23 protein-coding genes and 1 riboswitch are annotated in these 22,995 nt (G+C 34.9%); of the genes, 18 read left to right on the forward strand and 5 right to left on the reverse strand.

Annotated features, from left to right (window positions below; genetic code table 11):
- The first annotated feature begins 22 nt into the window (after positions 1-22).
- Positions 23-787: an SDR family NAD(P)-dependent oxidoreductase gene (locus A3GU_RS0102280; RefSeq protein ID WP_018365922.1), complete on the forward strand. Its 765-nt coding sequence runs from the start codon at positions 23-25 to the stop codon at positions 785-787.
- 113 nt (positions 788-900) lie between these two features.
- On the opposite strand, the gene A3GU_RS0102285 is transcribed toward A3GU_RS0102280, so the two are convergent.
- A complete protein-coding gene (locus A3GU_RS0102285; protein WP_018365923.1) occupies positions 901-1,596 on the reverse strand; it encodes a hypothetical protein in 696 nt (231 codons plus the stop codon).
- Between the two features lie 276 nt (positions 1,597-1,872).
- Here A3GU_RS0102285 and A3GU_RS0102295 point away from each other — a divergent pair, with 276 nt between their 5' ends.
- From A3GU_RS0102295 to A3GU_RS0102320, 6 genes are all read left to right on the forward strand, one after another.
- Positions 1,873-2,313, forward strand: coding sequence for a MarR family winged helix-turn-helix transcriptional regulator (locus tag A3GU_RS0102295; protein ID WP_018365925.1), 441 nt, complete (start codon positions 1,873-1,875; stop codon positions 2,311-2,313).
- Entirely contained in the window at positions 2,310-3,038 is a 729-nt protein-coding gene (locus A3GU_RS0102300; protein WP_018365926.1) for an ATP-binding cassette domain-containing protein, read from the forward strand. Before A3GU_RS0102295 ends, A3GU_RS0102300 begins: the two co-directional genes overlap by 4 nt.
- A complete protein-coding gene (locus tag A3GU_RS0102305; protein ID WP_018365927.1) occupies positions 3,031-4,557 on the forward strand; it encodes an ABC transporter permease/substrate-binding protein in 1,527 nt (508 codons plus the stop codon). Before A3GU_RS0102300 ends, A3GU_RS0102305 begins: the two co-directional genes overlap by 8 nt.
- Before the next feature lie 307 nt (positions 4,558-4,864).
- A complete protein-coding gene (gene guaC, locus A3GU_RS0102310) occupies positions 4,865-5,848 on the forward strand; it encodes a GMP reductase (protein WP_018365928.1) in 984 nt (327 codons plus the stop codon).
- A gap of 49 nt (positions 5,849-5,897) precedes the next feature.
- A riboswitch (purine riboswitch) is annotated at positions 5,898-5,993 on the forward strand.
- Positions 5,994-6,078: 85 nt separating this feature from the next.
- A complete protein-coding gene (locus A3GU_RS0102315; RefSeq protein WP_018365929.1) occupies positions 6,079-6,660 on the forward strand; it encodes a xanthine phosphoribosyltransferase in 582 nt (193 codons plus the stop codon).
- Positions 6,660-7,928 carry a nucleobase:cation symporter-2 family protein gene (locus A3GU_RS0102320; protein WP_018365930.1) on the forward strand — a complete coding sequence of 423 codons (1,269 nt, stop codon included), beginning with the start codon at positions 6,660-6,662 and terminating at the stop codon, positions 7,926-7,928. The genes A3GU_RS0102315 and A3GU_RS0102320 overlap by 1 nt, the downstream gene beginning before the upstream one ends.
- Before the next feature lie 68 nt (positions 7,929-7,996).
- On the opposite strand, the gene A3GU_RS0102325 is transcribed toward A3GU_RS0102320, so the two are convergent.
- Positions 7,997-8,935, reverse strand: a complete 939-nt coding sequence (locus A3GU_RS0102325) for an FAD:protein FMN transferase (protein ID WP_018365931.1) — start codon at positions 8,933-8,935, stop codon at positions 7,997-7,999.
- Positions 8,936-9,025: 90 nt separating this feature from the next.
- Complete coding sequence (locus A3GU_RS0102330; RefSeq protein ID WP_018365932.1) at positions 9,026-9,208, reverse strand: 4-oxalocrotonate tautomerase; 183 nt, start codon at positions 9,206-9,208, stop codon at positions 9,026-9,028.
- Positions 9,209-9,402: 194 nt separating this feature from the next.
- On the opposite strand from A3GU_RS0102330, the gene A3GU_RS0102335 reads away from it, so the two are divergent.
- From A3GU_RS0102335 to nox, 8 genes are all read left to right on the forward strand, one after another.
- A complete protein-coding gene (locus tag A3GU_RS0102335) occupies positions 9,403-9,981 on the forward strand; it encodes a thymidine kinase (RefSeq protein WP_018365933.1) in 579 nt (192 codons plus the stop codon).
- 47 nt (positions 9,982-10,028) lie between these two features.
- Positions 10,029-11,108 carry a peptide chain release factor 1 gene (prfA, locus tag A3GU_RS0102340; RefSeq protein ID WP_018365934.1) on the forward strand — a complete coding sequence of 360 codons (1,080 nt, stop codon included), beginning with the start codon at positions 10,029-10,031 and terminating at the stop codon, positions 11,106-11,108.
- Entirely contained in the window at positions 11,108-11,944 is an 837-nt protein-coding gene (prmC, locus tag A3GU_RS0102345; protein ID WP_018365935.1) for a peptide chain release factor N(5)-glutamine methyltransferase, read from the forward strand. The genes prfA and prmC overlap by 1 nt, the downstream gene beginning before the upstream one ends.
- Entirely contained in the window at positions 11,928-12,521 is a 594-nt protein-coding gene (locus tag A3GU_RS0102350; RefSeq protein WP_018365936.1) for an L-threonylcarbamoyladenylate synthase, read from the forward strand. The genes prmC and A3GU_RS0102350 overlap by 17 nt, the downstream gene beginning before the upstream one ends.
- Before the next feature lie 27 nt (positions 12,522-12,548).
- Entirely contained in the window at positions 12,549-13,808 is a 1,260-nt protein-coding gene (gene glyA, locus A3GU_RS0102355; RefSeq protein WP_018365937.1) for a serine hydroxymethyltransferase, read from the forward strand.
- 2 nt (positions 13,809-13,810) lie between these two features.
- Positions 13,811-14,788, forward strand: coding sequence for a nucleoid-associated protein (locus A3GU_RS0102360; protein ID WP_018365938.1), 978 nt, complete (start codon positions 13,811-13,813; stop codon positions 14,786-14,788).
- Positions 14,789-15,394 (forward strand): lysozyme family protein, encoded by a 606-nt coding sequence (locus tag A3GU_RS0102365; protein WP_018365939.1) that lies wholly within the window; start codon positions 14,789-14,791, stop codon positions 15,392-15,394.
- A gap of 298 nt (positions 15,395-15,692) precedes the next feature.
- Entirely contained in the window at positions 15,693-17,060 is a 1,368-nt protein-coding gene (gene nox / locus A3GU_RS0102370; RefSeq protein ID WP_018365940.1) for a H2O-forming NADH oxidase, read from the forward strand.
- Positions 17,061-17,197: 137 nt separating this feature from the next.
- On the opposite strand, the gene A3GU_RS0102375 is transcribed toward nox, so the two are convergent.
- Entirely contained in the window at positions 17,198-18,181 is a 984-nt protein-coding gene (locus A3GU_RS0102375; protein ID WP_018365941.1) for an L-lactate dehydrogenase, read from the reverse strand.
- A gap of 190 nt (positions 18,182-18,371) precedes the next feature.
- Between A3GU_RS0102375 and gyrA the strand changes: the two genes are divergently transcribed.
- Genes gyrA through gloA2 form a run of 3 tightly spaced genes read left to right on the forward strand, consistent with a single transcriptional unit; the run spans position 18,372 to position 22,086 of the window.
- On the forward strand, positions 18,372-20,861 hold the full coding sequence (gene gyrA / locus A3GU_RS0102380; RefSeq protein WP_018365942.1) for a DNA gyrase subunit A: 2,490 nt from the start codon (positions 18,372-18,374) through the stop codon (positions 20,859-20,861).
- A gap of 4 nt (positions 20,862-20,865) precedes the next feature.
- On the forward strand, positions 20,866-21,621 hold the full coding sequence (locus A3GU_RS0102385; protein ID WP_018365943.1) for a class A sortase: 756 nt from the start codon (positions 20,866-20,868) through the stop codon (positions 21,619-21,621).
- A gap of 51 nt (positions 21,622-21,672) precedes the next feature.
- The gene (gene gloA2, locus A3GU_RS0102390; protein WP_018365944.1) at positions 21,673-22,086 is read left to right on the forward strand and encodes an SMU1112c/YaeR family gloxylase I-like metalloprotein; all 414 of its coding nucleotides are present in this window, start codon (positions 21,673-21,675) and stop codon (positions 22,084-22,086) included.
- 126 nt (positions 22,087-22,212) lie between these two features.
- Here gloA2 and A3GU_RS0102395 read toward each other — a convergent pair whose 3' ends face one another.
- On the reverse strand, positions 22,213-22,926 hold the full coding sequence (locus A3GU_RS0102395; RefSeq protein WP_018365945.1) for a DUF554 domain-containing protein: 714 nt from the start codon (positions 22,924-22,926) through the stop codon (positions 22,213-22,215).
- Positions 22,927-22,995 lie beyond the last annotated feature (69 nt).

Below are 22,995 nucleotides of genomic sequence, written 5' to 3' on the forward strand. Positions count from 1 at the left end.
AGATATAGGGAGGTAGAGCAGAATGTCAGAAATAGTATTGGTCACAGGAGCTTCTGCAGGCTTTGGACAAGCCATTGTAGCTAAATTAGTCAGTGATGGTTATAAGGTCATCGGGGCTGCACGCCGACTGGAGAAATTAAAAGAACTTGAAAGACAGTTTGGTTCTGAACATTTTTATGCTCTACAAATGGATGTCTCAAGCAGATCCACTGTTGATGCTGCCTTATCACAGTTATCTGAAAAATGGCAAAAAATTGATATTCTAATCAATAATGCTGGCTTAGCTCTAGGTTTAGATAAAGCCTATGAAGCTAATTTTGATGACTGGATAACCATGATAAATACCAATATTGTAGGTTTGACTTATTTGACGCATAAGCTATTACCTCAAATGATAGAAAGAAATAAAGGTACCATTATTAATCTAGGATCAACTGCAGGTACCATCCCTTATCCTGGAGCAAATATCTATGGTGCAAGCAAGGCTTTCGTTAAACAATTTTCCTTAAACTTGCGAGCTGACGTGGCTGGAAAAAATATTCGTGTGACTAATATTGAGCCTGGCCTTTGTGAAGGTACCGAGTTTTCCTCAGTCCGTTTTAAAGGGGATAAGGAGCGAGTGAAATCTCTTTATGAGGGAGCGCATGCCATCAGACCTATAGACATTGCTAACACGGTTTCTTGGGTTATTGCACAACCAGCTCACCTTAATATTAATCGAATTGAGATGATGCCTGTCTCACAAAGCTATGGACCTCAACCAGTTTATAGAGATACTAAATTCTAGTTTTTTTAATGATAAAGATAGTAAATGGAGCTCCCTCAGATCTTTTAAAGATATTAGGGAGTTTTTGCATGCTCAAAAAGTCTGCAAAATATATTCAGCCTAAATGAAATATTTTAAATATCGTCAGAGATAGAGGGACCTGATGTCACATCTGACCAGCCAACAATTACCTGTGCAGTTTCTTCTAAGTATTGAGCTAAGATGGGTTTGAAATCTTGAACAATATCAAAACTTCCTAAATAGTTATTTTGCTGATCTCTAAGTGCATAATAAGACTGGAAATAGATATGATCCAAAGAGGCATTTGCTAGGAGAAAGTGCCTAACTAGGGGTTGCTTAGATTTCTTAAATTCTTCATAAATCCAAGTTTCTAACTGATTTTCGTGATCCGTAAAGAAACTTCCATTAAATTGCTGATTATGGATGATGAACTTTCCTTTTGAATCCGCAATACGAACTTGATAGGGATAGTAATCTAGCCAGTTCCAATTAAGCTTTTGATAGAATTGACTTAATAATTGGCTCATTTCCAATATGTAAGATGCCTCCTTGAATAAGTCCTCAGTAATAAGGAAGCAATTTTCCTCAGCTTTTTCAGAAAATCTTAGGGTAGGTAGCGAAAAATTAGCTCTTGTAAAAGTAAAAATACCTTGGTAGTTTCCAGAAATATCGCTCTGAGTAGGTATGTCTTCAACTATGTTTAGGGAAAAAAGACTTCCATAGTATTCTTGTATTTTTTCATAGAAATAAGTTTGAAATAAGCTATCTTTTTCTCTAATAGCTAAAATATTATAGATATTCTTGTTCATATTCCTATGATAACGAGAAAAGTTTTAAATAGCAATTAATGCGTCTATTCTTAAGGAGAGGATATGAGAATACTAGGTATTTATGACTATTATTGAAGGTATAGTTAAAATGTTTGACTTATTGAAAGCGCAATATTATAATGATGGGAGCATTAAGAAGTTTTTTTCTTCCTTTTAAAAAACTATCCTATTGGCTGTTGATGTCTTATTAGTAGGGCTTATATGTCTTTATGATAGAAGAAAAGTTCCTAAATGTAATTTAAAGTTGAGAGAAAAATGACAGAACTAGAAGAACAATCAAAGTCTATTTTTAAATTATTAGACCAACAAAGAAGTATCTATGAGAACTATTCTAGGAAACACTATCTTCAAGGAAGAAGTTTTCAAATTTTACTTTGGATTTATTACAATCCAAATGGTGTTTCACAAAAGTTTTTAGTTGAAAAGACCCTTGCAACAAAGCAGGTGGTCAATACCACAATAAAAAACTGGTTAAAAAAGAACTATATCATCTTAAAAGCAGATCCAGCTGATAGGAGGCAAAAATTAGTTTTACTTACTGAGGAAGGTAAGCAATTAGTTAAAACCATTGTGGAGCCTTTGGAGGCTCTTGAGATGAAAGCCTTATTGCAACTAGAAGAAGAGGAAAGAGAGTCCTTGGTCTTTCTTTTGAAAAAATACACAGCTTCCTTAGCAAAGGAAATGGAGAAGTTATGATACGTTTTAATAATGTCTCTAAAAAATTTGGAGAATCAGTTGTACTGAAAGAAGAAAGTTTTCAGATTAATGATCGAGAGTTTTTTGTTTTAGTTGGATCAAGTGGATCAGGTAAAACAACCCTCTTAAAAATGATCAATTGCTTAATCAAGCCAACAGCCGGAGAGATTTTACTAAATAATGAATCTCAAAAAGACCTAGATCTTAGAGAAATGAGATTATCTATTGGTTATGTTTTACAACAAATAGCCTTATTTCCTAATTTAACTGTAGCTGAGAATATTGCAATTATTCCTGAAATGAAAGCCTGGTCAAAGGAAGAAATCAAAGAAAAAACAAAAGAGTTTTTGAATAAGGTTGGACTTGTACCAGAAGATTATATGGATAGGTATCCTAGCGACCTTTCAGGTGGTGAACAGCAGCGTGTTGGCATTGTTAGAGCTATTATTTCACATCCTAAAATTCTTCTTATGGATGAACCTTTTTCAGCTTTAGATCCTATTTCCAAGAAACAACTTCAGGATTTAATGCTTGATTTGCATAAAGAATTTGATATGACAATCGTTTTTGTGACTCATGATATTAAAGAAGCTATTAAATTAGGAGAACGAGTTGCCATACTTGACCAAGGTCAAATCATCCAAATGGATAAACCTGAAGTCATAATGGCTAAGCCGGTAAATGATTTCGTTGCCAGTCTATTTGGAGGTGATGATTATGAATAGTTTGATAATGACTTTTCAAGAACGATTCGCTGAATGGACAAGGGCCTTAGTAGAACATTTACAAATTTCTCTCGTCTCACTTTTAATTGCTATTTTGATTGGTATTCCTTTAGCTAGTTTGTTGAGCAAAAGTAAAAGATGGTCAGACCTTGTTTTACAAATTACTGGTATCTTTCAAACCATTCCATCTCTTGCTTTGTTAGGGCTTTTCATTCCTTTAATGGGAATTGGAACAGTGCCTGCAGTGAGTGCTCTCGTTATTTATGCCATTTTCCCAATTATTCAAAATACCATTACAGGATTAAATGGTATTGAGCCTAGTTTGGTAGAAGCTGGAACGGCATTTGGGATGACTAAATGGGAGAGGCTGAAAAAATTTGAGATTCCTATTGCTATGCCTGTCATTATGTCTGGGGTTAGGACTTCAGCTGTAATGATTATTGGTACTGCAACCTTAGCCTCCTTAATTGGAGCTGGTGGCCTGGGGTCATTTATTCTCCTAGGGATTGATCGTAATAATACTAATTTAATTCTGATTGGTGCTATTTCGTCGGCGCTATTAGCTATCTTATTTAATACTATCTTACAGTATCTAGAAAAGGCTTCCCTAAAGAAAATTATCTTAGGCTTTACTCTGATTGTTTTTGCCCTATTATTTTCTTATACACCTAGTATTATAAAGTCATTTTCTAAGAAAACTGATACGATTGTCATAGCTGGTAAGCTAGGCGCAGAGCCAGAAATTCTTATTAATATCTACAAAGAGTTACTTGAAGATCAGTCAGACTTAAAGGTTGAGGTTAAATCAAACTTTGGTAAAACAAGTTTCCTTTATCAAGCCCTTAAATCAGGTAACATTGATATTTATCCTGAGTTTACAGGAACCATTACCTCAAGTCTGCTTAAAGACAAACCTCAATTATCTAATGATCCTAAAAAGGTTTATAGGGCAGCTAAAGAAGGAATTGAAAAACAAGATAATCTAGTTTTATTAAAACCTTTTGCTTATCAAAACACCTATGCGGTTGCTTTACCAGAAAGCTTGGCTAAGGATAAAGGCATTACTAAGATTTCTGATTTACAAAGATACCAAACTCAATTAAAAGCAGGTTTTACCTTAGAATTTAAGGATCGTCAAGATGGTAATAAAGGACTTCAAGACCTCTATGGCTTGAATTTATCAGTTTCAACTATGGAACCAGCCTTGCGTTATCAGGCTATCGTATCAGGAGATATTCAGTTAACAGATGCTTATTCAACAGATGCTGAATTAAAAAAATATAAGCTTCAGGTCTTAGAAGATGATAAGCACCTTTTTCCTCCTTACCAAGGGGCTCCCTTGATGAAAAAAACCTTATTAGAAAAACATCCTGAAATTGGAAAGATTCTTAATCAACTAGCTGGTAAAATAAGTGAGAAAGAAATGCAAGAAATGAATTATAAGGTTTCAGTAGAAGGTAAAGATGCTAGTAAAGTAGCGCGTGATTATCTTCTTAAGGAAAAACTAATATCTCATTAAGCTGTAAGATGATTTTATAAGAAGGATTTAGTTTTGTTCTCTAAAGACTAAGTCCTTTTTTATTCCTAAAAAGAATAAAAACTTAGTTACAAAAGTATTATTAGAATAAAGAAACTTTAGAAAACGAACATTCCATATAAAAAGTTTTTGAATTTTGACAAAATAGAAACAAAAGTTTAGGATGATTTAAGGAAGGGTAAGTTTTTACCTAGCGATGTCTCTTTAGAGATTATAGGAAGGTCATTTAATAAAAGCCTTTGATCCATTAGATGATAATGGGCAATTGCCTGTAAAAGGAGAAAAACAAATGTTTAACGACATGCCTGTATTTGATTATGAGGATATCCAACTTATTCCTAACAAGTGTATTATTAATAGTCGCTCTGAGGCTGATACGAGTGTAACTCTAGGAGATTATCATTTTAAGTTGCCAGTTATACCTGCTAATATGCAAACAATTATCGATGAAACAATTGCCGAACAATTGGCTAGAGAAGGCTATTTTTACATTATGCATCGTTTTGATGAAGCTAGTCGTAAACCCTTTATTAAAAGAATGCATCAAGAAGGTTTAATTGCTTCTATATCTGTTGGGGTAAAGGATTATGAATATGACTTTATCAGTTCGCTAAAAGAAGATGCTCCAGAGTTTATCACTATTGATATTGCTCATGGACATGCTGATAGTGTTATAAGAATGATTAAACACATTAAGAAAGAACTACCTAAAACCTTTGTAATTGCTGGAAATGTTGGTACGCCTGAAGCTGTTCGTGAACTAGAAAATGCAGGAGCAGATGCAACCAAGGTAGGGATTGGACCCGGCAAGGTGTGTATTACTAAAGTAAAAACAGGTTTTGGAACAGGTGGTTGGCAATTAGCTGCTCTCAGATGGTGTGGTAAGGCTGCTAGAAAACCTATTATTGCTGATGGAGGCATTAGAACTCATGGTGATATTGCTAAGTCTATCCGTTTTGGGGCAACAATGGTGATGATAGGATCATTATTTGCAGGACATGTTGAAAGTCCGGGCAGAACAATTGAACAAGATGGAGAAACCTTTAAAGAGTATTTTGGCTCTGCATCAGAATACCAAAAAGGAGAGCGAAAAAATGTTGAAGGTAAAAAGATTCTTTTACCAACCAAAGGCTATTTGTCAGATACATTGACTGAAATGCAACAAGATTTACAATCATCAATCTCTTATGCAGGTGGAAAAGATATTGATGCTCTAAGACGAGTAGACTATGTGATTGTTAAAAATTCAATCTGGAATGGGGACTCTATTTAAGAATAAGTTATTGCAAAAACTAAAAATAGTGTTACAATATGATAAATACAAAAAATTATAGATTACTACTTATTTATACTGTGGATTGGCACAGTGTTTCTACAAGGCACCGGAATGTCTAACAATAGGTAAGCTTAAAAGCTTGCTTGGTTTGTAAACCTTGCAAAATAAAGGGATAAGTCTCTTTGTTTTGCAGCAGGCTTTTTTGGTTTTAATAAGGGGGAGATTTGATGAAGTTACTAGAAGAACGTATGCTTAAAGATGGAAATGTTTTAGGCAAGGATATTTTAAAGGTAGATAGCTTTTTAACCCACCAAGTTGATTTTAAACTGATGAAAGAAATTGGTAAGGTTTTAGCTGAAAAATATGCCGATAGGGGAATAACCAAAGTTGTCACAATAGAGGCATCAGGAATTGCACCAGCAATCTATGTAGCAGAAGAACTAGATGTTCCTATGATTTTTGCTAAGAAGCATAAAAATATTACCATGACAGAAGATATTTTAACTGCTCAAGTATATTCTTTTACAAAACAAGTTTCGAGCACAGTATCAATTTCTGCAAAATTCTTAACAAGCAAAGACAGGGTGCTTATTATTGATGACTTTTTAGCCAATGGTCAAGCAGCCAAAGGCTTGGTAGATATTATTAGTCAAGCAGGTGCTGAGGTTGTTGGGATTGGAATTGTTATTGAAAAATCATTTCAAGCCGGTCGTCAATTGCTGGAAGATGAAGGAATTGAAGTGACTTCACTTGCTCGCATTAAGAATTTCAATGATGGCAAATTAAACTTTATGGAGGCAGACGCATAATGTCTACAAAGACAGAACATTCTCATTCTCAATCAGCTATCCTAGGCTTGCAACATCTATTATCAATGTATGCAGGTTCTATTCTTGTACCAATAATGATTGCAGGAGCACTAGGTTATTCAGCTAAGGAATTAACCTATCTGATTTCAACTGATATTTTTATGTGTGGCCTTGCTACCTATCTTCAATTACAGTTTAATAAGTATTTTGGTGTAGGGCTACCTGTGGTTTTAGGTTGTGCCTTCCAATCGGTGGCACCCTTATCCATTATTGGAGCTAAGCAGGGTTCTGGAGCTATGTTTGGAGCCCTGATTGCATCTGGTATTTTTGTTATTTTAATTGCAGGTATCTTTTCTAAAGTAGCTAGATTCTTTCCAGCTATTGTGACAGGATCGGTTATTACGACTATTGGTTTATCCCTTATCCCAGTAGCTATTGGTAATATGGGAAATAACAGTGACAAGCCAACAGGTCAAAGTCTCATTTTATCAATGATGACCATACTTGTGATTCTTATAGTTCAAAAGTTTGCAAGTGGTTTTATAAAGTCTATTGCTATATTAATTGGACTAGTTACTGGTACGGTCTTAGCTGCTTTCATCGGATTGGTAGAAACTTCTGCAGTCATAGATGCCCCTTGGTTGCATGTTCCAACTCCCTCTTATTTCGGAGCTCCCAAGTTTGAACTAACTTCTATTGTGATGATGTGTATTATTGCGATTGTATCAATGGTTGAATCAACAGGAGTCTATCTGGCTCTGGCTGATATTACTCAGGAAAAACTTGATAGTCAACGTCTTAGAAATGGCTATCGTGCAGAAGGTTTAGCAGTTTTATTAGGTGGTATTTTCAATACTTTCCCTTACACAGGTTTCTCACAAAATGTTGGTTTGGTTCGTTTATCTGGAATTAAGACACGTCGTCCTATTTACTATACAGCACTCTTTCTTGTGATTATTGGTTTATTACCCAAATTTGGAGCTTTAGCGCAAATTATTCCTAACCCAGTTCTAGGGGGGGCTATGTTAGTCTTGTTTGGTATGGTTGCTCTTCAAGGCATTCAGATGCTTAATCGCGTTGATTTTGAAACTAATGAGCATAACTTTATTATTGCTGCTCTTTCTATTTCAACAGGGGTTGGCTTTAACGGGACCAAGTTATTTGATAGTTTACCAACTACAGCTAATATGTTTTTAACAAATGGTATTGTAATTTCAACAGTAGTAGCAGTTGTCTTAAATCTTATCTTTAATAAACAACAAAAGTGAAAAAAATAAAAAGCAAGCAGATAAAAAATACCCTAAAAGTTAGGTTGAGAGCTAACTTTTGGGGTATTTTAATGATATGAAAATTGAAACTTCTTTTGTAATCCTTGAGTGATCAGGGCTTTCTTATCTTTAGTAATAATAACACCTTCAATGTTAGGAAGCTCATTTAAGAATTGGTAGACAGTCTGGGTATCCAGTCCAAACAATCTACTAGTCCAGATCTCACAATCTAAAGAAGTATCAGCTACAATTGTTAGACTAGCCATATCTGTTTTAATGGAGTAGCCTGTCTGTCTATCAAAAATATGATGGTAAGTTTGATCAGCTAATTTAAATTGTCTTTCATAGATTCCTGAAGTTACTACAGACTGATTTTGTACTTTTAGAACACCTAGATGGTCTCCTCTTTTTTTTCCAGGCTCTTGAATGCCAACATAAAAATGTTTATCTTTTCGTTTGGTATTTTCCCCATGCACAAGGACATTTCCACCAAGATTAAGTAGGGCTGACTGTATGCCATCCTTAATTAGAAATCCCATAATTTTATCAGCAATATAACCCTTTGCTAGAGCACCTAAATCTAATTTCATACCTTTTTTCTCTAAATAGACAGTCTGTTTTTTATCATCTAATAGGATATTCTGACAAGAGGTAAGACTCAATTTGTCCTTGATAAGACTAGGATTAGGAAGACTAGCATCAGGAAATCCGATGCGCCAGCTTTGGACCAAAGGGCCAATAGCAATATTAAGATTACTAGGCACAGCTAGGCTATGTTCCTTACCAATTTTGATGAGTTCATATAAGTCAGGATGCACTAAGACAGGCTTTTTTCCAGCTACTTGGTTAATTTCCATCAATTCGGAAGTCTCATCATTTGCGCTGAATCTCTTGTTATATTCTTCAAAGAGTTGACAGACAGTAGCTAATTGTTGGTTAGCACGACTTGAATCAATTTGAATGTCAATGAGGGTCCCCATCATTTTTAAGTGATGATTTACAAACATAATGTTCTCCTGAATTTATTGCTTAGATATCAGTTAGGGAATTGAAGTCAAAAAGGTCAGCTAAAAGCAAACCTTTTTATTTAAATAAGTTTATTTCTTTTTCATCTCACCATGAGGGAAATAGCTTCCTTCGGGTAAGTCATTAATAATAACATGGATATTTTCTTTGGGAGCTTGGGCAATCCGAGAGACTACATTAGTCACTTCACGGGCTAACTCGATTTTTTGTTCTTGACTACGGCCTTCAAATAAATCAATTTTAATAAAGGGCATATGTCTACCTCCTTTTAGTTCTTTATTTATTCTAACATGTTTGGGTTTTAATTGATAGCTACTACCTTTTGTATCGGTTGTCTACTAGAAGAAGGACTAAGGTTTAAGATAGTAATTCTAAAGGATACTGATACCCAAAAAGAGACAAGTATGATAAAATAGATAGGATAACTAAAGAAGGTAGGAACTCTATTTTGGCTCAATTATACTACAAGTATGGGACAATGAATTCAGGTAAAACAATTGAAATTTTAAAGGTGGCACATAATTACGAGGAGCAAGATAAGCCAGTTGTTATTATGACTAGTGCCATTGATACTAGAGATGGTTTTGGAATTGTTTCAAGTAGAATTGGGATGAAAAGAGAGGCTGTTCCTATTTCAGATGATATGGATATCTTTGCTTATATTGAGGGCTTGGATTTTAAGCCTTATTGTATTTTAATAGACGAGTGTCAATTTTTAAGCAAACAAAATGTCTATGATTTAGCTAGAGTTGTGGATGATTTACAGGTACCCGTCATGGCTTTTGGTTTAAAAAATGATTTTCAAAACGAGCTCTTTGAAGGCTCTAAATATTTACTTCTATTAGCAGATAAGATTGAAGAAATTAAAACAATTTGTCAGTATTGTAGTAAAAAAGCAACCATGGTTTTAAGAACTGAGAATGGAAAACCTGTATATCAAGGTGCTCAAATTCAAATCGGGGGAAATGAAACCTATATTCCAGTTTGTCGCAAGCATTATTTCCACCCTCCATTAACTAAAGACTAAGAGATGTTAAGGTAAGGTATAAGAGAAGAAGGAGACATTAATAAAAGATGAATATTTATGATCAATTGCAGTCCGTAGAGGATAGATATGAAGAATTGGGAGAACTACTAAGTGATCCAGAAGTAGTTACTGATACAAAACGCTTTATGCAACTGTCAAAAGAAGAAGCTAGCATTAGAGATACGGTTTCTACTTATAAAAAATATAAAGAAGTTCTTCAGGCAATTCTTGATGCTGAGGAGATGATTAGGGAATCTGATGGCGATGCTGATATAGAAGAAATGGCTAAAGAAGAACTAAAGGAAGCTAAGGCAAGTAAAGAAGAATATGAAGAGAAATTAAAAATTTTATTATTACCTAAAGATCCTAATGATGATAAAAATATAATTCTTGAAATTAGAGGTGCTGCCGGTGGGGATGAAGCGGCACTTTTTGCTGGTGATCTCTTAGATATGTATCAAAAATTTGCTGAGAGCCAGGGTTGGCGTTTTGAGGTTATGGAGGCTTCTTATAATGGTGTTGGCGGTATTAAAGAAGTCGTAGCCATGGTTTCTGGCCAATCAGTTTATTCTAAGTTAAAGTATGAATCAGGTGCTCATCGTGTTCAACGTGTGCCTGTAACTGAAAGTCAAGGTCGTGTTCACACATCAACGGCTACTGTTTTGGTAATGCCTGAAATAGAAGATGTGGAATATGAAATTGATCCAAAGGATTTACGTGTTGATATCTATCATGCTTCAGGGGCTGGCGGACAGAATGTCAATAAAGTAGCTACAGCTGTTCGTATGGTACATATTCCAACCAATATTAAAGTGGAGATGCAAGAAGAACGGACGCAGCAAAAAAATAGAGATAAGGCCATGAAGATTATTCGTGCGCGCGTGGCTGATCACTTTGCTCAAATTGCTCAAGATGAACAAGATGCAGAACGTAAGTCAACTGTTGGTACAGGAGATCGTTCAGAGCGTATCAGAACTTATAATTTCCCTCAAAATCGGGTAACAGACCATAGAATTGGCTTGACTCTACAAAAACTTGATACCATTTTATCTGGAAAATTAGATGAAGTTGTTGATGCCTTAATCATGTATGATCAAACACAAAAATTAGAATCTTTAAATAACTAATGAACTATGCAACATTAATTAGCCAATATGAAAACCTTTTATCTGAGATAGGTGAGGATAAGGAGAATCTTGCCTATGTTTTTCGTGAAATGAAAAAGTGGTCACACTTAGATTATCTCCTTCACCAAAACAAAGAAGTAAGTTCTGAGGATTTGCAGCTGTTCAAGGAAATTATGGCTCAACTTAAACGTTTTCATTCCCCTCAATATATTGTAGGGAAAGCCTATTTTCGAGATTTGACTTTAAAGGTTGATGAGAGAGTGCTTATTCCAAGACCTGAAACAGAAGAATTGGTTGAATTGATTCTTAAAGAAAATGGAAAAGAAAGCCTACGTGTCTTGGACATTGGAACAGGTAGTGGCGCTATTGCAATTAGTCTCAAAAAAGAAAGACCCCAATGGATTCTGAATGCATCAGATATTTCATCAGATGCATTAGCACTTGCTAGAGAAAATGCTAATGATTACCAAATGGATATTTCTTTTTTTGAGTCAGATGTTTTTAGTTCTATTTTAGGAACTTTTGATATTATTGTGTCAAATCCTCCTTATATTGATATAAAGGATCAAATGGAGGTAGGACAAAATGTTTTAGCCTCAGAACCTCATTTAGCCTTATTTGCTGAGGAAGATGGCTTTGCTATCTATAGAAAAATTATTGAAGAAGCTAGCCAGTATTTAAATACAAATGGTAAATTATACTTTGAGATAGGCTATAAACAGGCAAATGTAATCCTAGAACTACTTAAGAATAATTTTCCAGAAAAAAGAGTCAGGGTGATAAAGGATTATTTTGGAAAGGATAGAATGGTTGCAGTTGATGACAAAAAAACTTGAAGAAATCATAAGATCCGGTGGTGCTCTGCTATTACCAACAGAAACAGTCTATGGTATTTTTGCAAGTGCTTTAGATGAGGCTGCTGTTAATCATGTTTATCACTTAAAAAAACGGCCTCGAGATAAGGCTATGAATTTGAATGTAGCTGATTATAAAACCATTTTGGACTATTCAAAAGATCAGCCAGCCTATCTTAAAACCCTCTTTGATCACTTTTTACCTGGGCCATTAACAATTATTTTAAAAGCCAACTCAGCAGTTCCATCCTGGATTAATTCTGGTAAAAGTACGGTTGGTTTTCGCTTTCCTAAACATCCTATAACTACTAAGATTATTAAACATACAGGTCCCCTCATTGGACCTTCGGCAAATATTTCAGGTAGTGAAAGTGGTAAGGTCTATGCTGATATTGTAACTCATTTTGAAGAACAAATAGAAGGCTATGCAGATGACACTGCACTGACAGGTCAAGATTCAACCATATTAGATTTATCTGGTAAAAGAGCAAAGATTCTAAGACAGGGTTTCATTACTAAGGAAGATATTAAGGAAGTTTTACCAGAAATAAGTTTTTAAATATGCACACGATAGCTAGGAGAAAAAATGATTTTTGATAAAGATAACTACCAAGAATTTGATAAAGAACTTTGGGATGCTATTCATGCCGAAGAAAAAAGACAAGAAGAAACCATTGAATTAATTGCTTCGGAAAACCTTGTTTCAAAAGCTGTAATGAAAGCTCAAGGAAGCGTTTTGACTAATAAATATGCTGAAGGCTATCCTAGTAAACGTTATTATGGTGGTACTGAATGTGTTGACGTGGTTGAAAACTTAGCTATTGAACGAGCTAAGGAGCTTTTTGGCGCTAAGTTTGCCAATGTTCAGGCTCACTCAGGTAGTCAGGCCAATGCTGCAGCATATATGGCGCTTATAGAGCCTGGTGATACTGTCTTGGGAATGGACCTTTCTGCGGGCGGACATTTAACCCATGGATCAGCTGTCAATTTTTCAGGGAAAACCTATCATTTTGTAGGTTACACAGTTGATAAAGATACAGAAATGCTAGATTATGATGCTATTTTGGTACAGGCTAAAGAAGTTCAACCCAAATTAATTGTGGCGGGAGCTTCAGCTTATTCTCGCTTCATTGATTTTAAAAAATTTCGAGAGATAGCTGATCAAGTTGGAGCTTATCTCATGGTAGATATGGCTCATATTGCAGGTCTAGTAGCAGCTGGATTACATCCTAATCCACTTCCTTATGCAGATATAACAACCTCTACGACCCATAAAACTTTGAGAGGACCTCGTGGTGGACTTATCCTAACGAACAATGAGGACCTTGCTAAAAAAATAAATTCAGCAATCTTTCCTGGTTTACAAGGGGGTCCTTTAGAGCATGTTATTGCTGCTAAAGCTGTTTCCTTCAAAGAAGCCCTTGACCCAGCCTTTAAGGAATATTGTCAAAATGTTATTGCTAACACAGCTGCAATGGCAGAAATTTTTAGGGAAGACAAGCATTTCCGTCTTATTTCAGGTGGCAGTGATAATCACCTTTTTCTTATTGATGTAAGAGGGGCAGTTGAAAATGGTAAGCTAGCGCAAAATCTACTTGACAGTGTTAATATTACTTTAAATAAAAATGCAATTCCTTTTGAGACCTTATCCCCTTTTAAAACGTCTGGAATTAGGATTGGCTGCGCAGCTATTACTAGTCGTGGAATGGGTGTAGCAGAAAGTAAACAGATTGCAAAATTGATTATCAAAGCTCTGCTTAACCATAATAATCACACTATTTTAGACCAGGTAAGGCAAGAAGTAGAAAGTCTTACAAGTCAATTTCCTTTATATGAGAAGCTATAAACATGTTAGATATTTATATTAGAAAAATTTTTATTCACCAGTTTTCGCCAAATGATACAGACTTGTTTTTATCAGATACTGAAATTACGGTAACTCCTAGAATTGATGAGTATTTTCGTAAAAAGTTAGCAAAGGTTTTTTCGGATGACGCAAAACGTGGTCACTTTGATTCTGAGAATGTCTTCTTTAACCTTATTTCAGATGACTTGTTAGTATCTAGTAAAAGGATTGCTAAACTTTGGAAAGAAGAATTTCTTATTTCTGAGGATCAAAAAACAAATGATCTGGTTTTTATACAATTTGATAAGGAAGGACAGTCTTATTTTGCCTTTCTTCGAATTACTTTAAAAGAAAGCTTAACTCACCTTGCAGAAAATAGTGAACAGCCATTAAGTATCACACAAAATAACCTGCCTAGCCCTTCTCAGGCTCCAGATGAGGCCCTTGTTATTAATTTACAGGCCCACAATTATTATTTAATTGAAAAGCGTGTTAAACATAATGGGAGTTTTGAAAATTATTTTTCAGAAAATCTTTTGAAGGTTAAACCAGAGCAATCCGTGAAAAAATCAATTAAAACTATAGAACAAACTGCTCAGAAAATTGCAGAAAACTTCAATAAGGATGACTTTAATTTCCAGTCAAAAATGAAGTCTGCTATTTTTAAAAATTTAGATGAAGAGGCAGAATTATCTCCAGAGCAATTAGCTGATCAACTCTTTGATGATAATTTAACAGCCCGTCTAACCTTTGTGGATCAGGTTAAAGAATCGATTCCAGAACCAATCAAAATAAATGACATTGACCATTCTAGGCAAATGAAAAAATTTGAAAGTCAAAAGCTCTCACTCTCTAATGGAATAGAATTAACTGTTCCAAATGCTATCTATCAAGATGCAGAGTCTGTAGAGTTTATTATGAATGATGATGGAACCTATTCTATTTTGATAAAAAATATTGAGGATATTAAGAATAAATAAATGTTTAAATTCATAAAACGTGTAGTCTTTTTAGTTTTCTTTATCTTTTGTGTTTATCAAGCCTATATCACTTATAAGAATGTTAAAAATGTCATGCACTATCAACCGCTTGTTGCAAAAATACTCGCTAAAAATGACACAAAGGCAAATGAGAACTTAGTATTGGCTATGATTTACACAGAAACTAAGGGTGGAGAAGTGGATGTTATGCAATCAAGTGAAAGTAGCAGTGGCTCAACCAATACCATCACTGACAGTAAATCGAGTATTGAACATGGTGTCAAGTTATTATCAGATAATCTTATCTTAGCTGAAAAAGCTGGAGTTGATTCTTGGACAGCCGTTCAAGCCTATAATTTTGGAACAGCCTATATTGATTTTGTTGCTAAAAATGGTGGTGAAAATTCCATTGATTTAGCAAGCCAGTATTCTAAAACAGTCGTTGCCCCTAGTTTAGGAAATAAAGATGGTCAAAGTTATTTTTATTATCATCCTCTGGCTCTTATATCAGGTGGTAAGCTATATAAAAATGGAGGAAACATTTATTATTCAAGACAAGTTCACTTTAATCTTTACCTAATAGAGTTATTATCTTTCTTTATGTAATTTTTTCATTTTTAAGAATATCTGTTCTCGAACAGGTATTTTTTTACAGAAGAAATAGTTAGTTATTTCACTAATTCTAGTGAAAAAGCACTTTTGAAGTTTGTGTAATCACAAACGAATTATAGGCTTGTACAAAGAAACGCTTTATTTTAAAGAAAGAAAGAGGCTAATTTTATTAGAAATCCAACACAAAAGTGAAAAAAATAACGAAGTTTGAGCAAAAAGTTTTGAGAGAAAATTAGGCTGTGCTATAATAAAACTCTAAACTTAAATATTGTGAAAAGAGGAACAAATATATATGAGTAAAATTGTTGTTGTGGGGACTAACCACGCAGGTACAGCAGCTATCAAAACAATGTTAAGCAAGTACGGAGAAGAAAATAAGATTGTGACATTTGATCAAAACTCAAATATTTCATTTTTAGGCTGTGGTATGGCCTTATGGATTGGTGAACAAATCGATGGCCCAGATGGCTTGTTCTACTCAGATAAAGAGCAGTTAGAATCAATGGGTGCAAAAGTTTACATGAACTCACCAGTTCTTAATATTGACTATGATAAAAAAGAAGTAACTGCCTTGGTAGAAGGTAAAGAACATGTTGAATCTTATGACAAATTGATTTTAGCAACGGGTTCTCAGCCAATTATTCCACCAATCAAAGGTGTTAAAATCCAAGAAGGTTCTCGCGAATTTAAAGCTACTTTAGAAAACCTACAGTTTGTTAAACTTTATCAAAATTCTGAAGAAGTTATTAAAAAACTTGAAAAACCAGGGATCAATAAGGTAGCAGTCGTTGGTGCTGGCTACATTGGTGTTGAGTTAGCAGAAGCTTTCCAACGTAAAGGTAAAGAAGTAGTTTTAGTAGATATTGCTGAAACATCACTTGGTGGTTACTATGATCGTGACTTTACAGATGCTATGAACAAAAATCTAGAAGATCATGGTATTACTTTAGCCTTCGGACAAACTGTACAAGCAGTTGAAGGAAATGGAAAAGTTGAACGTCTTATCACAGATAAAGATAGTTTTGATGTTGATATGGTTATCTTAGCAGTTGGTTTCCGTCCAAATACAGGCCTAGGTCAAGGAAAACTTGAAACATTCCGTAACGGTGCTTGGGTAGTAGATAAAAAACAAGAAACTAGCATGAAAGATGTTTTTGCTATTGGTGATTGTGCAACTATTTATGATAATTCACGCCAAGAAACTAACTATATTGCCCTAGCTTCTAATGCTGTTCGTACTGGTATTGTTGCTGCTCACAATGCCTGTGGAAATGAACTTGAAGGAGTTGGTGTTCAAGGTTCAAATGGTATTTCTATTTATGGTTTGAATATGGTGTCAACTGGTTTAACTTTAGAAAAAGCAAAACAAGCAGGCTACAATGCTGTTGAAACTGGCTTTAATGACTTACAAAAACCTGAATTTATCAAACATGATAACCATGAAGTTGCTATTAAAATTGTTTATGATAAAGATAGCCGAATTATCCTTGGAGCTCAAATGATGTCACATGAAGATATTTCAATGGGTATTCATATGTTCTCACTTGCTATTCAAAAACAAGTAACCATTGAAGAGTTAGCCTTAACAGATATCCTCTTCTTGCCACACTTTAACAAGCCATATAACTATATTACAATGGCAGCACTTGGTGCAAAATAATAATACTAAAAAAAGAGATATAGAACATTACTTCTATATCCCTTTTTCTAATAATAATCAGGTTAAATAATAAAAAACTCTAATATTAATCCTAAATAAGTTTTATTTAAGGTTAGTATGTTAGAGTTTTTTAAGACCTAGTTTTTAGCAGCAGAAGAAAATTCTTCTTTTTGGAAAGCTTGGTCAATAATAGCTTTTAACTGGTTTGCAGAGGCTTGCATTTTTTGTAGTTCTGCATCATTTAAAGGAATATTAACTGGTCTAACCACGCCATAGGCACCAAGAATAGCAGGTTGTCCGATATAGCAATCTGTCACACCTTCATATTGTCCTTCTTGGAATACTGAGAGTGGTAGAACAGCATTTTCATCATCAAGAATAGCCTTAGTAATACGAGCAAGTGCTACAGCGATACCATAGAAGGTTGCTCCTTTTTTATTAATGATAGAATATGCTGCATCACGAACTGAGATGAAGAGGTCAATTAAGCCTTGTTCATCAACATCACGGTTGTCTTGTAACCATTGTTCAAGCTTAACGCCAGCCACGTTGGCATGTGACCAAACAGCAAATTCTGAGTCTCCATGTTCTCCCATGATATAGGCATGGACAGAACGTGCATCAATACCGATTTTATCAGCCAAAGCTTGACGGAAACGAGCTGAATCAAGAGAAGTACCTGAACCAATAACACGCTCTTTAGGGAAGCCTGAGAATTTCCAAGTTGAATAGGTTAAAACATCAACTGGATTGGCAGCTACTAAGAAGATACCATTAAAACCAGATTCAACGATTTTTGTTACAACTTCTTTATTAATACGTAGATTTTTTTCAACTAAATCAAGTCTTGTTTCACCTGGTTTTTGGGGTGCACCAGCAGTTAAAACGACCAGATCAGCATCATGACAGTCTGAATAGTCAGCTGCATAGATTTTTTTAGGGGAGGTAAAGGCAAGCGCATGGCTTAGATCTTCAGCATCACCTTCTGTTTTTTCTTTAAAAATATCAATAATACCAAGTTCTTGAGCGATATTTTGGGTTACTAATGCAAAAGCGTAAGATGAACCAACAGCTCCATCACCGACTAAGATAACTTTTTTATGTTGTTTAGTTACAGTCATTTCTAAAAAATCTCCTTTTTTTATTAGACATATAGCCCATACAAACTAATTTTAGCATTTTGAAAATAGTTTGTCACTTAAATTCACAAATTAGTGAAAATAGTTTTCTGATATCGCTTCCAATTGGTAAAAATAAGGATTTTATGTTATAATAACCATGAGTTTTGACTAGAAAAGGAGCATTCCTTAAATGCAAGATAGAAATTTAATAGACGTTAATCTGGCCAGTGAAATGAAGACTAGTTTTATTGACTATGCCATGAGTGTTATAGTTGCTAGAGCATTGCCAGATGTACGTGATGGTTTAAAACCGGTTCACCGTCGTATTCTCTATGGAATGAATGAACTAGGTGTTACCCCTGATAAACCTCATAAAAAATCAGCCCGTATTACCGGGGATGTTATGGGTAAGTACCATCCACATGGAGATTCATCTATTTATGAAGCCATGGTAAGGATGGCCCAATGGTGGTCATATCGTCATATGCTAGTTGATGGACATGGTAACTTTGGCTCTATGGATGGCGATGGAGCTGCGGCTCAACGTTATACTGAAGCTCGCATGAGTAAGATTGCCTTAGAACTCTTAAAAGATATTAATAAAAATACTGTTGACTTTCAAGATAACTATGATGGAAGTGAGCGTGAACCCCTTGTTTTACCAGCTCGTTTTCCTAATCTTTTAGTAAATGGAGCTACTGGAATTGCTGTCGGTATGGCAACTAACATTCCTCCCCATAACTTGGGTGAATCAATTGATGCCGTTAAAATGGTAATGACCAATCCCGACTGTACAACAAAAGACTTAATGGAGGTTATTCCTGGACCAGATTTTCCTACTGGAGCTATGGTTATGGGAAGATCTGGTATCCACAGAGCTTATGAAACTGGTCGTGGATCAATTGTACTACGCTCTCGTACTGAAATTGAAACCTCTAAAACAGGACGTGAACGCATTGTTGTTACAGAATTCCCATATGGTGTTAATAAAACCAAGGTCCATGAACATATTGTAAAATTAGCTCAAGAAAAACGTATTGAAGGTATTACAGCAGTTCGTGACGAGTCTAACCGTGAAGGGGTTCGATTTGTTATTGAAGTGAAACGAGATGCATCTGCGAATGTCATCTTAAATAATCTCTTTAAGCTAACAAGTCTCCAGACTAATTTCAGCTTTAATATGTTGGCTATTGAAAATGGTGTCCCTAAAGTTTTAAACTTGAGACAGATTATTGATAATTACATTAGTCATCAAAAAGAGGTAATCACTCGTCGTACACAGTTTGACAAAGACAAGGCAGAAGCAAGAGCCCACATTTTACAAGGCTTGTTGATTGCATTAGATCATCTGGATGAAGTTATTTCAATTATTCGAAACAGTCAAACCGATGTAATTGCGCAGGCAGAATTAACAAGTAGGTTTGATTTATCAGATCGTCAAAGTCAGGCTATTTTAGATATGCGTTTACGTCGCTTGACCGGTTTGGAAAGGGATAAGATACAGTCAGAGTATGATGATTTACTTGCCCTTATTGCTGATTTAACTGATATATTAGCTAAGCCTGAGCGTGTTCAAGCCATTATTATTGAAGAGATGGATGAGATTAAACGTAAATATGCAGATCCTCGTCGGACAGAATTAATGGTGGGGGAAGTCCTTTCCCTTGAAGATGAAGATTTAATTGAAGTAGAAGATGTTCTCATTACCCTATCAAATAATGGTTACATCAAACGTTTGGCTCAGGACGAATTTAGAGCTCAAAAACGTGGTGGTAGAGGTGTCCAAGGAACAGGAGTCAATGATGATGATTTTGTTAAAGAACTCGTCTCAACAAGTACTCATGATACCTTATTGTTCTTTACAAACAAGGGAAGAGTTTATCGCTTAAAAGCTTATGAAATTCCTGAGTATGGTAGATCTGCAAAAGGATTACCAATTGTCAATCTTTTAAAACTCGATGAAGGTGAGACTATTCAGACTACAATTAAGGCAAGAAAAGAAGATATTACCGATAAATATTTCTTCTTTACCACACGAAAAGGCCTAGTTAAACGTACGGGTTCAGCTGAATTTAGTCATATCAGACAAAATGGTTTACGTGCTCTTAATTTAAAAGATGGGGATGAGTTAATTAATGTTCTTCTAACTGATGGTAATGAAGATATTATTATTGGAACCCAATCGGGATATTCTGTAAGGTTTAAGGAAAGTACCGTTCGTAATATGGGACGTTCTGCTACAGGTGTCAAAGGTGTGACCTTACGTGACAATGACATGGTAATTGGAGCATCCAGAATAAAAGATGATCAAGAAGTATTAGTTATTACGGAAAATGGCTATGGGAAACGAACTTCAGCAAGCGAGTACCCTACTAAGGGACGTGGTGGTAAAGGGATTAAAACTGCCAATATTACTGCTAAAAATGGACAGTTGGCTGGACTTGTAACAGTATCTGGTCACGAAGACATTATGATTATTACTGATAAAGGTGTGATTATCCGTACAAATATTGCTAATGTTTCTCAAACAGGAAGAGCAACTTTAGGTGTTAAAATAATGCGCTTAGATCAAAACTCTAAGCTTGTAACCTTTGCTTTAGTTGATCCTGAAGCTATAGAAAATTTAGAAAACAAAGAAAGCCTTAGTGCAGAAGATGAAAATAATATAAATGAGGTATAATTAATTGTCCAGAAGAAGAAGAGTTAAACAGAAAAAAAGTTTTCTGTCTAGACTGAGACCACTTTTAGTTGTCATTTTATTTCTAATAGGTTTAGGCTTACTTTTTAATAAACCTATTAGAAATACTGTAATTGCTTGGAATTCTAATAAATATCAAGTTACCAAAATTAGTAAAGAAACTATTGAAAAAAATAAGGAAGCTAAAGGCACCTTCGATTTTGCTTCAGTTCAGTCAGTTAGTACAGATTCCGTTATTAATGCCCAAATGGCATCACAGCAACTTCCTGTTATTGGTGGCATAGCGATACCGGATATCGGGATTAACTTGCCTATATTTAAAGGTTTGGGTAATGTTGAGTTGATGTATGGAGCTGGTACCATGAAAGAAAATCAGGTAATGGGTGGAGATAATAATTATGCTCTAGCAAGTCATCATATTTTTGGCTTAGCTGGATCTTCTAAAATGCTATTTTCTCCTTTAGAAAAAGCTCAAAAAGGTATGCCTATCTATTTAACTGACAAGGAAAAGATTTTCCGTTATGATGTTACTAGTGTTGAAAGTGTCCTTCCTGAACGTGTTGATGTTATTAATGATACACCAGGCCAAAAGGAAATTACCTTAGTTACTTGTACTGATTTAGAAGCTACAGAGAGAATTATCGTAAAAGGTGTTTTAAAAGAAGAAATAGATTTTAAGACCGCTCCCAAATCAATCCTGAAAGCTTTTGAATATTCTTATAACCAAGTAGCTCTTGAATAAATAAAAACAGGCTAAGTCCTGTTTTTCTATTTTTTATTTAAAGGAGAAAAAATGAAATTAAATGCAATCCACCATGTGGCTATTATTGTCTCTGATTATGACCTTTCCAAGGATTTCTATGTTAATAAATTAGGATTTGATATTATCAGAGAAAACCATAGACCAGAACGACATGATTATAAGCTTGATTTAAAATGTGGTACAATAGAATTAGAAATTTTTGGAAATTCTAAAAAAGATCCCCAATATGTTCAACCTCCTAAACGAGTTGGCAAACCAGAATATGACCGTGAGGCATGTGGTTTGCGACATCTTGCTTTTTATGTTGAAAATATTGAAGAATATATAGCTGACTTAAAAAGTATGAATATTCCAGTAGAGCCAATGAGAACAGATGATTACACAGGTAAAAAAATGACCTTCTTTTTTGATCCAGATGGTCTTCCTTTGGAATTACATGAGTAAAAAGGCTACTTGTTTTTAATGGTTTGGCCTTAATAAAAAATAAAGATAGGCATATGCTGATTCTCCTAGAAGTTTTTCCAACCAGGATGATTAGTATATGCTTATCTTTTATTGATTTTTATCCCTTTAAATATAAGCCAGAACAGCTGCAAACACTAAAGCAGGGAGCATATTAGCCACTCGTATTTTTTTATCCCAGACCAAATTGATACCTATACAAAAAATAAGAATTGAACCAATTGTAGTAATGTTAGCTAGGGCTGTGACTGTCATAAAAGGTTGGAGTAATTTAGCTAAAATGGTAATGGCCCCCTGAAGTACAAAGACTGGAATAGCGGAAAATGCAACGCCTTTTCCTAAGGATGAGGTCAAAATCATTACAATAATAAAATCAAGTACACTTTTTGTAGCAAGGATAGCATAGTTTCCAGAAATACCATCTTGTATGGGACCAATAATAGACATAGCTCCAATGCAGACTGTTAGGGTTGCAGAAACAAAACCATTTACAAAGTCAGAATCCTGTTTATTCCCAGTCAGTGATTTTAACCAGTGTCCAAATTTTTCAAACCAAAGCTCGATATTTAGAATTTCCCCGATTAAAGCCCCTAAGGCAAGACAAGCCACAACTAGCATACTATGGCCACTGGAAAAACCATCTGTAGAAAGTTTTAACATGCCAGTCATAGCACCGGAAATACCAATAAATAGCACACTAATTCCAGAAGCCATAAGGAGACTATCTTGATGCCTTGGCGTTAAATAATGCCCAAAAATTGAGCCAATAAAACCCGCTAGAACAATAGCAGCAGTATCTATAATTGTACCAAAAGCAAACATAATAACCTCCATTTGTATCTCTAATCTAATTATACCCATCAGACTCCAACTGTCAACAAAGAATAAAAA

It is taken from the genome of Streptococcus didelphis DSM 15616 (assembly GCF_000380005.1).
Taxonomy (GTDB): domain Bacteria; phylum Bacillota; class Bacilli; order Lactobacillales; family Streptococcaceae; genus Streptococcus; species Streptococcus didelphis.

Bases quoted from the DNA above. Each gene is read 5' to 3' on its own strand.
- A3GU_RS0102280 (WP_018365922.1), top strand. From the start codon at position 23: ATGTCAGAAATAGTATTGGTCACAGGAGCTTCTGCAGGCTTTGGACAA.
- A3GU_RS0102285 (WP_018365923.1), bottom strand. From the start codon at position 1,596: ATGAACAAGAATATCTATAATATTTTAGCTATTAGAGAAAAAGATAGC.
- A3GU_RS0102295 (WP_018365925.1), top strand. From the start codon at position 1,873: ATGACAGAACTAGAAGAACAATCAAAGTCTATTTTTAAATTATTAGAC.
- A3GU_RS0102300 (WP_018365926.1), top strand. From the start codon at position 2,310: ATGATACGTTTTAATAATGTCTCTAAAAAATTTGGAGAATCAGTTGTA.
- A3GU_RS0102305 (WP_018365927.1), top strand. From the start codon at position 3,031: ATGAATAGTTTGATAATGACTTTTCAAGAACGATTCGCTGAATGGACA.
- guaC (WP_018365928.1), top strand. From the start codon at position 4,865: ATGTTTAACGACATGCCTGTATTTGATTATGAGGATATCCAACTTATT.
- A3GU_RS0102315 (WP_018365929.1), top strand. From the start codon at position 6,079: ATGAAGTTACTAGAAGAACGTATGCTTAAAGATGGAAATGTTTTAGGC.
- A3GU_RS0102320 (WP_018365930.1), top strand. From the start codon at position 6,660: ATGTCTACAAAGACAGAACATTCTCATTCTCAATCAGCTATCCTAGGC.
- A3GU_RS0102325 (WP_018365931.1), bottom strand. From the start codon at position 8,935: ATGTTTGTAAATCATCACTTAAAAATGATGGGGACCCTCATTGACATT.
- A3GU_RS0102330 (WP_018365932.1), bottom strand. From the start codon at position 9,208: ATGCCCTTTATTAAAATTGATTTATTTGAAGGCCGTAGTCAAGAACAA.
- prfA (WP_018365934.1), top strand. From the start codon at position 10,029: ATGAATATTTATGATCAATTGCAGTCCGTAGAGGATAGATATGAAGAA.
- prmC (WP_018365935.1), top strand. From the start codon at position 11,108: ATGAACTATGCAACATTAATTAGCCAATATGAAAACCTTTTATCTGAG.
- A3GU_RS0102350 (WP_018365936.1), top strand. From the start codon at position 11,928: ATGACAAAAAAACTTGAAGAAATCATAAGATCCGGTGGTGCTCTGCTA.
- glyA (WP_018365937.1), top strand. From the start codon at position 12,549: ATGATTTTTGATAAAGATAACTACCAAGAATTTGATAAAGAACTTTGG.
- A3GU_RS0102360 (WP_018365938.1), top strand. From the start codon at position 13,811: ATGTTAGATATTTATATTAGAAAAATTTTTATTCACCAGTTTTCGCCA.
- A3GU_RS0102365 (WP_018365939.1), top strand. From the start codon at position 14,789: ATGTTTAAATTCATAAAACGTGTAGTCTTTTTAGTTTTCTTTATCTTT.
- nox (WP_018365940.1), top strand. From the start codon at position 15,693: ATGAGTAAAATTGTTGTTGTGGGGACTAACCACGCAGGTACAGCAGCT.
- A3GU_RS0102375 (WP_018365941.1), bottom strand. From the start codon at position 18,181: ATGACTGTAACTAAACAACATAAAAAAGTTATCTTAGTCGGTGATGGA.
- gyrA (WP_018365942.1), top strand. From the start codon at position 18,372: ATGCAAGATAGAAATTTAATAGACGTTAATCTGGCCAGTGAAATGAAG.
- gloA2 (WP_018365944.1), top strand. From the start codon at position 21,673: ATGAAATTAAATGCAATCCACCATGTGGCTATTATTGTCTCTGATTAT.
- A3GU_RS0102395 (WP_018365945.1), bottom strand. From the start codon at position 22,926: ATGTTTGCTTTTGGTACAATTATAGATACTGCTGCTATTGTTCTAGCG.